This is a genomic window from Microbacterium sp. bgisy207, assembly GCF_057706855.1.
Genome location: NZ_JBYIPB010000025.1, coordinates 1 through 8,899 on the forward strand (window position 1 = coordinate 1; position 8,899 = coordinate 8,899).

Here is an 8,899-nt window from a genome sequence, read left to right on the forward strand (position 1 = left end):
CACCGCGACCACTCCTGAGAGTTGCACCCGGGATGAGGTGAATGCATCGTGACGGCACCGGGGTATGAGTTCAGCGTCTGGGAGCGCTACGCCACCGAGTTCACACTGGCTTTCGGTGACAATCCGTCGCGCATCCGGGCGGTGCGGGTGGCCTACTTCGAGCACGAGTTCGATGTGGACTTGATTGCGCAGCTCAGCGGTTTTCCTGTTTGGAGAATCCGACAGGCGTTGTCCCAGGGACTTCCACAGGCGAGCTGAAGAATCGTCGACCAGAGTCCCAGAACTGCTCGCCCATCTACCATCCCCTTGCGGGCACTGCGCGGTGAGGGGACGTCAGCGTGCGACGGTTCGGCCCGGGCGCGATGTCTCCCCTTTCACGTCTGAGTGGCCATCGGTCTGATCGGGCCATGAGCAGGATCAGTTTCGCGCGTCGCCCCCGCCCTCTGGTTCCGCGCTGCGGGCGTCATCGTCGTGGCAGGCTTCTTCGCGTCGTTGGTTACCGGTGTCTGCTGCCCCGGCGCCCCCGCCAGCGGAACATCGACGTGCGGAACGTTCGAGCGCTTGACCGCCGGGATCGACAGATCACGTGGCTCTGGCTCGCACGGACGGTCATCGTAGGCGCCATCGCGGCGCTCGAGGTGGGCGTCTTCGGTCGAGTCACCCTTGGCCGACTTCCTTGCGGGCATGGCACTGTTCGGGAGCTCGAGCGGACGCAGGGAGGTCATGAAATTGCCTTTCGCGGATAGCGGAGGCGATGAACGCTGCGTTCACCTATGGTTGGGGTCGTGGTCGCATTGCGCCCATACGATGTGCGGCGAACCCGAAAGGTGATCACCGGCTACATGAACTCGCCCCTCAACGAGCCGCCGCTCGGCGGAACCATCGACCACATCCTCTCGATCCTGCCGTCGCTCGTACCGAGCGCGCAGCGCGTCGCCCGCATCTGCGCCGAGCGACCCCACGACGTGGTCGACATGTCGGGCGCCGACCTCGCCGAAGCCGCCAACACGTCGCCGGCCACCGTCAGCCGCACCGCCCAGGCGCTGGGGCTGCGCAGCTTTCAGCACCTGCGCATGCTGCTCGTGCGTGACCTCGCCGCCGACGCCACCGCCGCGCCCGACGCACCCGCCGGCACCGAGGGCTTTCTGCGGTGGCTGGCCGAGGGGCGGGTGGGATGCTGCAGACCGCGCTCGCCTCGATCGACCCGGTCGCGTTCGACGCCGCTGCCGACGCCATCGCCCGCGCGCCGCGCCTGCTGATCTCGGGCACCGGCGCCTCGCACGCCGCCGCCCAGGCGTCGGCCGTCGCGTTCGCCGTCAACGGCCGGCCCTGCGAAGCGCCCGCTGACGGCGTGGTCGCCCACCTCACCGCCCGCGTGCTCGCCCCCGGTGATGTGTGCCTCATCGTCAGCTCGAGTGGCGCCAACTCGGTGACCCTCGCGGTTGCGGACGCCGCCGTCGACGCCGGCGCCACCGTGATCGGGGTCACGAGCTTCGCCCGTACCCCGCTCACCACCCGCGCCGACCACCTGCTCGTCGCCGGTGCGCGCTTCCAGGCGTGGGATCAAGGCATTCTCGGCAGCGGGCTCGTACAGCTGCTCGTGCTCAACGCCCTGCAGATCGCCGTCGCCGACCGCATGAGCGACGCCGCCGACCGCGCGCGCCTCGCGGTGCGCGAAGAGGTGCTCGACATCGTCGCCGACGACGGCTCCGACGCCGAGGCATCCGACGTGCCAGACGTTATCGACCACGGCGATGGGCGTTGACACTCCGTTTGCAGGAAATTCACTTTCCTCGATTGCAATAGCTCTGCAAGCGGATTTCGCGGGAAGGCCCCGGTTCGTCAGGTCGCTTGCAGAAGGCGACTCATGGGAACGATCCAGCTCTCTGGTGTCGGTCGCTCCTTCAAGAGCACCGCCGCCGTCAGTGATATCGACCTGATCATCGAAGACGCCGCCGCGCAGATCACCGAGTCCACCGGTGCCCCCTCGATGAGCGCGTCGTGCGTGATCACCGGCGGCAGCTGGTGCATGCAGGGCCTCTTCCTCTCGAACGGCGCCCAGGTGCTGAGCGATGACCGCACGACGATCGAGTTCGGCTCGGACGCCGCGATCGATACGGTCGCGACCTTCACCGAGATGTACGAGGACGGCGTGCTCACCAACGAGGACTTCACCAGCCAGTACGAGGCGTTCGCGCAGGGGAAGACCGCGATCCACGTCAACAGCTCGGCCCTGCAGGGCGCGTTCATGATGGGCGCCGAGGCCGGTGGCTGGACCCTCGACGCTCACACCCTGCCCGCGTTCGGAGACCAGGCGGTCGTGCCCACCAACTCGGGCTCGTTCCTCGCGATGTTCGCCACCGACCCCGCCAAGCAGGCCGCCGCGTGGGAGCTCATGCAGTTCATGACCAGCCCCCGCGCCTACGAGATCATCTCGACCCAGATCGGGTACCTACCGCTGCGCAGCAGCATGGCCGACGAGGGCGGACCGCTCTATGACTGGGTCGAAGCCAACCCGCTCGTGAAGCCCAACCTCGAGCAGCTCGACGCGCTCGAGCCGTGGGTGTCGTACCCCGGCGACAGCTACGCCCAGGTCGACCAGGTGCTCGCCACCGCCATCGAAGACGCGGTCTTCTACGGCGCCGACCCGGCCGCCACTATGACCGAGGCCGCCGAGCGCGCGCAGGGGCTGATCGAATGACCATCGACCTCGACCTGACGCCTTCGGCGACGGATGCCGCGGCCGCTTCGTCGCCGGATGCCGCGACCGCGGCGCCTCGTGAGCGTCGCCACGCCGTGGCCGGCCTCTACAACCTGCGCGACACCGGCGGCTACCGTGCAGCCGGCGGCACCAGCCGGTGGGGCAAGCTGCTGCGGTCAGATGCTCTGCACCGCATCGACGCGACCGGTCGCGACCGGCTGGCCGAGATCGGCGTCGCCCACATCATCGACCTGCGCGGCGGCGACGAGCGCGCCACAGCGCCGAGCGCGGTCGACGGGCTCGAGGTCACCGTGCACCACCTGCCCGTGTTCGACGACGCCGACCCGGCCGCGCAGGCCACCACGCACGTCGGACTCGTGCCCGTCTACGACCACATCGTCGACGAGCGCGGGGCGCAGCTGGTCGACGCGATCCGGGTGATCATCGCGGCTGACGACGACGACGCGGTGCTCGTGCACTGCACCGCCGGCAAAGACCGCACCGGTCTCGTCGTGGCCTTCGCGCTCGCCGCCGCCGGGGTCGACCGCGACGACGTCGTGGCCGACTACGCCGCCACCGCCGAGAACCTGCGCGGCGAGTGGTCAGACGCGATGACCGCCGTCTTCGAACAGCGCGGCATCGAACTGACCGCGGGAATGGTCGAACTCATCACCGAGAGCCCCGCCGAGGTGCTCGAGGCGCTGCTCGAGCGCATCGACCGCGAGCACGGGTCGATCAGCGCCTACCTCCTCGCCCACGGACTCACCCCCACCGAGCTCGAGCGTCTCACCGCCGTGATCATCGACCCCGCCGCCACCGCGGTCTGATCGGAAGGAACACACACCATGTCGCACATCGCGAGCCAGCATCCCGCTCCCGAGCACTTCATCCTGCATGTCTCTGACACCCACTTCGTGGGCGACGGCGACCTGCTGCACGAGCGCATCGACAGTGACAAGAACCTCGCAGAGCTGTTCGACGGCTTCACCAAGGCCAACGCCCGCCCCGAAGCGATCGTGTTCACCGGCGACCTCGCCGACACCGGCCGCCCCGACGCCTACGAGCGCCTGCGGGCCATCGTCGAGCCCGCCGCCGAGAAGCTCGGTGCCCAGGTGATCTGGGTGATGGGCAATCACGACGAGCGCGTCGCGTTCCGCCGCGGCCTGCTCGACGAGGAGGCCGACCAGTCCGAGCCCGTCGACCGCGTCTACGACGTCAACGGTCTGCGCATCATCGCGCTCGACTCGACGGTGCCCGGGCAGCACCACGGCGAGATCAGCGACGAGCAGTTGGCGTGGCTGCGCCGCGAGCTCGAAGTCCCCGCGCCCGACGGCACCCTCATCGCGCTGCACCACCCGCCCGTGCCGAGCCCGATCGGGCTCATCGCCCTGGTCGAGCTGCGCGACCAGGAGCGCCTCGCCGAGGTCATCCGGGGCACCGACGTGCGCGGCATCCTGGGCGGTCACCTGCACTACTCGACCACCAGCACGTTCGCGGGCGTGCCCGTGTCGGTCGCGTCGGCGACCTGCTACACGCAGGACCTCGCCGTCGCCTACCCCGGTGCCCGCGGCCAGGACGGCGGCCAGTCCTACAACCTCGTGCACGTCTACGGCGACCGGGTGCTGCACTCCGTCGTGCCGATCGGGCAGTTCCCGACCGTCTACGAGATGACTCCCGAGATGCTCGAGGCGTTCATGAACATGACCCCCGACGAGCAGCTCGCCGCCGTCAACGCGTCGGCGGGAGAGTAGTCAGCCCGTGAACAATAATGTCTCGTATCTACATCTCCTCGAACGGAGCAGTTCATGACGGATTCCACGCTCGGCGCAGTCTCTGCGACCGCGATCACGAACACCAGGGTCTTCGACGGACACAGTCTGAGCGCCCCCACGACGGTCGTCGTCCAGCCCGACGGGCGCATCGGTGACGGATCAGCGGATGCGGTCGTCGTCGGTGCCGCTGTCGTCAACGCGGAAGGTACGGTGCTCCTTCCTGGCCTGATCGACTGTCACATGCACCTGAAGGGGCGCGAGTCCCTCGAGACGCTCGCCACGTACGGTGTCACCACCGGCCTGGACATGGCGACATGGCCCGCATCACAGTTCCAGTCGTTGCGGGGACTGAGGGGAGTCGCTGACTTCCGCACCGCCGGCATGGCGGCGACATCTCAGGGCAGCACGCACAGCCGCATTCCGACCTATCCGGACGTCGCGCTGGTCGATTCCCCCGACAAGGCGGAGCGGTTCGTCGAGGTGCAGGTGGCAGACGGGGTGGATTACATCAAGATCATCGCCGATCTGCCCGGTCCCACCCAGGACGTGCTCGATGCACTCGTGGCTGCTGCGCACGCGCGGGGGCTCAAGGTCATCGCGCACGCAGCCCTGTACGAAGCTGTGCGTATGAGCCTCGCTGCGGGGGCCGACATGATCACCCATGCTCCACTCGACCGCGCGCTCGACGATGCGACGGCTGAGACGATGCTCGCCCAGGGCACGGTGTTCATCCCGACCTTGACGACGATGAAAGGCGTCGCCGCGAATCTCACCGCAGCGGGCGTTCCCGGTGTGAGCTATGCACACGCCCACGAGAGCACGCGCGCGATGCATGCCGCGGGCGTTCCGGTCCTGGCCGGCACCGACGCCAACATCGGGTCCTTCACACGGGCATCGCCGCCATACGGCGAGAGCATGCACGACGAAGACGCCTACATCGGGCTCCTCGAACGGGCAATGCCGCCATACGGCGAGAGCATGCACGACGAACTCGCTCTGCTCGTGGACGCCGGCCTGTCAACAGCCGAAGCGCTGCGCGCTGCCACCTCGACGGCCGCGCACGCGTTCTCACTCGACGATCGGGGGGCGATCACCCCCGGATTGCGAGCCGACCTCGTGCTGGTGGACGGCGATCCGCTCACCGACATCGCTGCCGCGCGTCGCGTTCTGCGTGTGTGGTGCGGCGGCATCGAGGTGTGAGGGCGTCCTCTCGACCGCGGTGTCACTCCACGGCGGTGTTCGCGCCGTGGTGCCACGCGAGCACCCGGTTCTCGACGACGATGAGCAGCAGGTTGAACACGTACCCGAAGATCCCGATGAGCACGATGCCCGACCACATGTCCGTGATCGCGAACGACCTCTGCGACTGAAGAACGAAGACGCCGATCCCGTTGCCTCCCGCCATCATCTCGCTCACGACGACCATGATGAGCGCGAGCGAAAGACTCGTGCGCATTCCGGCAAAGATCTGCGGAGCTGCCGCGGGAAGTGCGACCTGCAACTCGTAGCGGAACCAGTGGATGCCGTACACCCGGGCGGTCTCGCGCAGTCCGGGGTCCATTCCTCTGATTGCAGCTTCGGTATTGAGGAGCACGGGCCAGAGGCAGATGAAGGTGATCAGAATCACCTTCGCGGTGTCGTCGAGGCCCAGCACGATGATGACGAGGGGAATCAACGCGACCGCAGGGATCGCGCGCAGGAACTCGAGCACGGGTGCGAACATCGCCTGGAGGCGGTGCGCCTGACCGAGAACGAACCCCACGACCACGCCGATGACCACAGCGCCGATGAACCCGATCATCATCCTGGAAAGACTCGGCAAGACGTCGCTCGCCATCCGCGCGAAGAGCCAGTTCTCCTGGAAAGCGACTAGGGCGTGTCTCCCAAAGGTTTGGGCTGGTCGCTGGAACGCTCGGTGTGTGTCTCGAACGGAGTTGCTGACTGATGCGCAGTGGGAGCTGATTGCTCCGTTGATGCCGTCCTCGCAGGGGCGTCGTGGTCGGCCGTTCGCCGATCATCGCACCGTGGTGGAGGGCATCATCTATCGCTACCGGACCGGGATCGCGTGGCGGGACTTACCCGGGTGCTTCGGGCCGTGGCAGACGGTGTGGAAGCGGCACCGCCGCTTCAGCGGTGATGGGACGTGGGACAAGATCCACAGCGTCCTGCTGGCCCATGCCGACGCCGCCGGGCTGATCGACTGGGAAGTCTCGGTGGACTCCACGATCAACCGCGCCCATCAGCACGCCACCAACCTGCCCCGGGACACAGGGGGACCTGACGAATTACACGAATCTGCGCATCGAGCCGCCTGATCACGCCATCGGCCGCTCCCGCGGCGGCCTGTCGACGAAGATCCACCACCTGTGCGACGGGAACATGCGGCCGCTGGTGATGCTGCTCGGGCCCGGGCAGGGCGGGGACTCCCCGATGTTCGAGCACGTGATGAACGCCCTGCGGGTACCGCGCCTGGGTGGGGGCCGGCCACGCACCAGGCCCGACCGGGCGCTGGGTGACAAGGCTTACTCTTCCCGGGCCAACCGCAAGCTGTTGCGCCGGCGCGGCATCCAGGCCGTCATCCCCGAACGCGATGATCAGATCGCCAACCGCAAGCGCCGCGGCGCCAAGGGTGGTCGCCCGGTCACCTACGACACCGAGGCCTACAAGCGCCGCAACGTCGTCGAGCGCGGATTCAACATCTTCAAGCAATGGCGCGCCTTGGCCACCCGCTACGACAAACTCGCCCTGACCTATCGCGGCGGCGTCGTCCTACGCGCCATCACCATCTGGCTCAAGGCTTTAAGAGACACGCCCTAGTCGCCTTCACGGCAAAAGAACGTGAGGGGGAAGGGGCAGGGACGATGAGTGCGACAGAAGCCGGCGAGGTGCAAGTGTTCGGCCGAGAGGGATGCGTGCAGTGCAGGGCAACGTGCCGAGCGCTCACCGAGCGGGGAATCGCGTTCGAGTCCGTTGACGTCGACGCAGACCTCGACGCGGCGGCGACGGCGCGGCGAGTGGCGCAGGCGGGAGGCTCGACGCAGCTTCCGGTGGTCCAAGTTCCCGGCATGGCGCCCTGGACAGGGTTTCGCCCGGACCTCATCGATGCGATCGCATCGGAGGCCGTGTGATGGGCGAGGGCACCTCCGCTCCCCTGGTCGCAGCGATCGAACGCACCTGGGCCGCGATTCAGCAGCGCCACAGCGACGTGCCGGAGGTCGTCGTTACCCTCGCGTCCGGTCGCACGGTCAAGGGCGTGAATCTCGGCCACTTCGCCCCCGATCGGTGGGTGCGTGGTGACGAGGTGGTGCACGAGTTGTTCATCGGCGGTGAAGGACTCTCACGCGGCGGCGTGGACGTGCTCGGCACACTTCTGCACGAAGCCGCCCACGGCGCCGCGAACACGCGAGGAATCAAAGACACCAGCAGACAGGGCCGCTACCACAACGCAGCTTTTCGGAGCATCGCAGAGAGCTTCGGTCTGACGCTCGAGAAAGATCCCCGCATCGGATGGTCAGTCACCACCGTGCCCACGGGAACCGCCGAGACGTACGCGGCCGAGGTTGCGCAGCTCACGGCGGCGATCACCGCCTACCGTCGAAGCGAATCGCCTGACGCGGAGGGCAAGACCAAGAGCAACAACGGCCGCACGGCCGTGTGCAGCTGCAGCCGCAAGATCCGCGCATCCAACGCCGTGATCGACGCGGGCCCGATCCTTTGCGGCCTGTGTGGCACCGAGTTTGAAACCGAAGAACAATACCGAAAAGGCAAGACCCCCCTTGACTTGCGGGCAAGGGGGGTCTAGACTAGACTCATGAAAGCACAGCGAACGCGAGACGTGCTGAAGCACCTGAAGAGCATCGGCTGGGTCTATCTGCGCGATGGTCAGGGTAGCCACGAACTATGGGGCCTGCCCGACGAGTCGCAGAAAGCCTCGATCCCGGCAGGGCACAAGGAAGTCTCAGCGGGCGTGCTGCGACAGATCGAGAGGGCCGGGGCGACACTCCCCCAGGCCTGGAAGTGAGAGGGAGGACGCGATGACACAGACATTCGCCGTCAGCGTCGAGCGCGAAGGCCGTTGGTGGGTGTTCGAGATCCCCGAACTCGGCACCGGAGGGCAGGCAGCCTCTCTCGACGAGGTAGATCGCGAGGCCCAGGGTGTCGCTGCGATGTGGCTCAACGTCGACCCCGCCGAGGTGGCCGTCACCGTCGACGTGCGCGCCCCTAAGCAGCTGCTCGACGAGTGGGCACAGGCGGAGAAGGACGAAGCTGAGGCGCGTCGGGCTCAGGCCCGCGCCGCGGAGCGTCGCCGCGCCGTGGTAACCGCGCTCAGGAACGAGAAGTACTCCGCCCCCGACGTCGGCCGCGTACTCGGGATCAGCAAGCAGCGGGTTTATCAGATCGAGAAAGCCAAGGCGAAGGCCTCCGC

14 protein-coding genes are annotated in these 8,899 nt (G+C 67.5%); 12 read left to right on the plus strand and 2 right to left on the minus strand.

From position 1 onward, the window contains the following. Nucleotides 1-48: 48 nt before the first annotated feature. Nucleotides 49-258 carry a hypothetical protein gene (locus AC3ENO_RS14775; RefSeq protein ID WP_045245741.1) on the plus strand — a complete coding sequence of 70 codons (210 nt, stop codon included), beginning with the start codon at nt 49-51 and terminating at the stop codon, nt 256-258. A 116-nt stretch (nt 259-374) separates the two neighbouring features. Here the strand turns inward: AC3ENO_RS14775 and AC3ENO_RS14780 are convergent, their stop codons facing one another. After that, nucleotides 375-725, minus strand: a complete 351-nt coding sequence (locus AC3ENO_RS14780; RefSeq protein ID WP_005052795.1) for a hypothetical protein — start codon at nt 723-725, stop codon at nt 375-377. Between the two features lie 117 nt (nt 726-842). Between AC3ENO_RS14780 and AC3ENO_RS14785 the strand changes: the two genes are divergently transcribed. The 6 genes from AC3ENO_RS14785 to AC3ENO_RS14810 all read left to right on the plus strand — a co-directional run bounded on the left by AC3ENO_RS14785 (nt 843) and on the right by AC3ENO_RS14810 (nt 5,673). After that, nucleotides 843-1,259: a MurR/RpiR family transcriptional regulator gene (locus AC3ENO_RS14785; protein WP_165801295.1), complete on the plus strand. Its 417-nt coding sequence runs from the start codon at nt 843-845 to the stop codon at nt 1,257-1,259. Further along, nucleotides 1,175-1,765, plus strand: coding sequence for an SIS domain-containing protein (locus AC3ENO_RS14790; RefSeq protein ID WP_005052796.1), 591 nt, complete (start codon nt 1,175-1,177; stop codon nt 1,763-1,765). Before AC3ENO_RS14785 ends, AC3ENO_RS14790 begins: the two co-directional genes overlap by 85 nt. Before the next feature lie 102 nt (nt 1,766-1,867). After that, the gene (locus AC3ENO_RS14795) at nt 1,868-2,701 is read left to right on the plus strand and encodes an extracellular solute-binding protein (RefSeq protein ID WP_005052797.1); all 834 of its coding nucleotides are present in this window, start codon (nt 1,868-1,870) and stop codon (nt 2,699-2,701) included. After that, complete coding sequence (locus tag AC3ENO_RS14800) at nt 2,698-3,528, plus strand: tyrosine-protein phosphatase (RefSeq protein ID WP_005052798.1); 831 nt, start codon at nt 2,698-2,700, stop codon at nt 3,526-3,528. Before AC3ENO_RS14795 ends, AC3ENO_RS14800 begins: the two co-directional genes overlap by 4 nt. A gap of 18 nt (nt 3,529-3,546) precedes the next feature. After that, nucleotides 3,547-4,452: a phosphodiesterase gene (locus tag AC3ENO_RS14805; protein WP_005052799.1), complete on the plus strand. Its 906-nt coding sequence runs from the start codon at nt 3,547-3,549 to the stop codon at nt 4,450-4,452. 54 nt (nt 4,453-4,506) lie between these two features. After that, nucleotides 4,507-5,673: an amidohydrolase family protein gene (locus AC3ENO_RS14810; RefSeq protein ID WP_434971342.1), complete on the plus strand. Its 1,167-nt coding sequence runs from the start codon at nt 4,507-4,509 to the stop codon at nt 5,671-5,673. Nucleotides 5,674-5,695: 22 nt separating this feature from the next. Here AC3ENO_RS14810 and AC3ENO_RS14815 read toward each other — a convergent pair whose 3' ends face one another. Next, entirely contained in the window at nt 5,696-6,277 is a 582-nt protein-coding gene (locus AC3ENO_RS14815; RefSeq protein ID WP_005052801.1) for an ABC transporter permease, read from the minus strand. A 169-nt stretch (nt 6,278-6,446) separates the two neighbouring features. On the opposite strand from AC3ENO_RS14815, the gene AC3ENO_RS14820 reads away from it, so the two are divergent. The 5 genes from AC3ENO_RS14820 to AC3ENO_RS14840 form a co-directional block, all read left to right on the plus strand. Continuing rightward, nucleotides 6,447-7,290 (plus strand): IS5 family transposase gene (locus tag AC3ENO_RS14820; protein WP_241186004.1). Its coding sequence is split into 2 segments (ribosomal slippage): nt 6,447-6,752 and nt 6,754-7,290, totalling 843 coding nucleotides; the frame shifts between segments, so codons are not numbered across the junction. 44 nt (nt 7,291-7,334) lie between these two features. Then, nucleotides 7,335-7,601 carry a glutaredoxin domain-containing protein gene (locus AC3ENO_RS14825; protein WP_045245687.1) on the plus strand — a complete coding sequence of 89 codons (267 nt, stop codon included), beginning with the start codon at nt 7,335-7,337 and terminating at the stop codon, nt 7,599-7,601. Beyond that, a complete protein-coding gene (locus AC3ENO_RS14830) occupies nt 7,601-8,275 on the plus strand; it encodes a hypothetical protein (RefSeq protein ID WP_434971343.1) in 675 nt (224 codons plus the stop codon). Before AC3ENO_RS14825 ends, AC3ENO_RS14830 begins: the two co-directional genes overlap by 1 nt. 9 nt (nt 8,276-8,284) lie before the next feature. Further along, nucleotides 8,285-8,494 carry a type II toxin-antitoxin system HicA family toxin gene (locus tag AC3ENO_RS14835; RefSeq protein ID WP_045245688.1) on the plus strand — a complete coding sequence of 70 codons (210 nt, stop codon included), beginning with the start codon at nt 8,285-8,287 and terminating at the stop codon, nt 8,492-8,494. Nucleotides 8,495-8,507: 13 nt separating this feature from the next. After that, nucleotides 8,508-8,899, plus strand: a 392-nt coding sequence (locus AC3ENO_RS14840) for a hypothetical protein (RefSeq protein ID WP_045245690.1), incomplete at its 3' end; no start/stop codon positions are given.

What these genes read in the sequence shown, in the direction of transcription:
- AC3ENO_RS14810 (WP_434971342.1), top strand. Translation starts at nt 4,507, where the DNA reads ATGACGGATTCCACGCTCGGCGCAGTCTCTGCGACCGCGATCACGAAC.
- AC3ENO_RS14785 (WP_165801295.1), top strand. Translation starts at nt 843, where the DNA reads ATGAACTCGCCCCTCAACGAGCCGCCGCTCGGCGGAACCATCGACCAC.
- AC3ENO_RS14830 (WP_434971343.1), top strand. Translation starts at nt 7,601, where the DNA reads ATGGGCGAGGGCACCTCCGCTCCCCTGGTCGCAGCGATCGAACGCACC.
- AC3ENO_RS14815 (WP_005052801.1), bottom strand. Translation starts at nt 6,277, where the DNA reads ATGATGATCGGGTTCATCGGCGCTGTGGTCATCGGCGTGGTCGTGGGG.
- AC3ENO_RS14780 (WP_005052795.1), bottom strand. Translation starts at nt 725, where the DNA reads ATGACCTCCCTGCGTCCGCTCGAGCTCCCGAACAGTGCCATGCCCGCA.
- AC3ENO_RS14825 (WP_045245687.1), top strand. Translation starts at nt 7,335, where the DNA reads ATGAGTGCGACAGAAGCCGGCGAGGTGCAAGTGTTCGGCCGAGAGGGA.
- AC3ENO_RS14795 (WP_005052797.1), top strand. Translation starts at nt 1,868, where the DNA reads ATGGGAACGATCCAGCTCTCTGGTGTCGGTCGCTCCTTCAAGAGCACC.
- AC3ENO_RS14805 (WP_005052799.1), top strand. Translation starts at nt 3,547, where the DNA reads ATGTCGCACATCGCGAGCCAGCATCCCGCTCCCGAGCACTTCATCCTG.
- AC3ENO_RS14790 (WP_005052796.1), top strand. Translation starts at nt 1,175, where the DNA reads ATGCTGCAGACCGCGCTCGCCTCGATCGACCCGGTCGCGTTCGACGCC.
- AC3ENO_RS14800 (WP_005052798.1), top strand. Translation starts at nt 2,698, where the DNA reads ATGACCATCGACCTCGACCTGACGCCTTCGGCGACGGATGCCGCGGCC.
- AC3ENO_RS14835 (WP_045245688.1), top strand. Translation starts at nt 8,285, where the DNA reads ATGAAAGCACAGCGAACGCGAGACGTGCTGAAGCACCTGAAGAGCATC.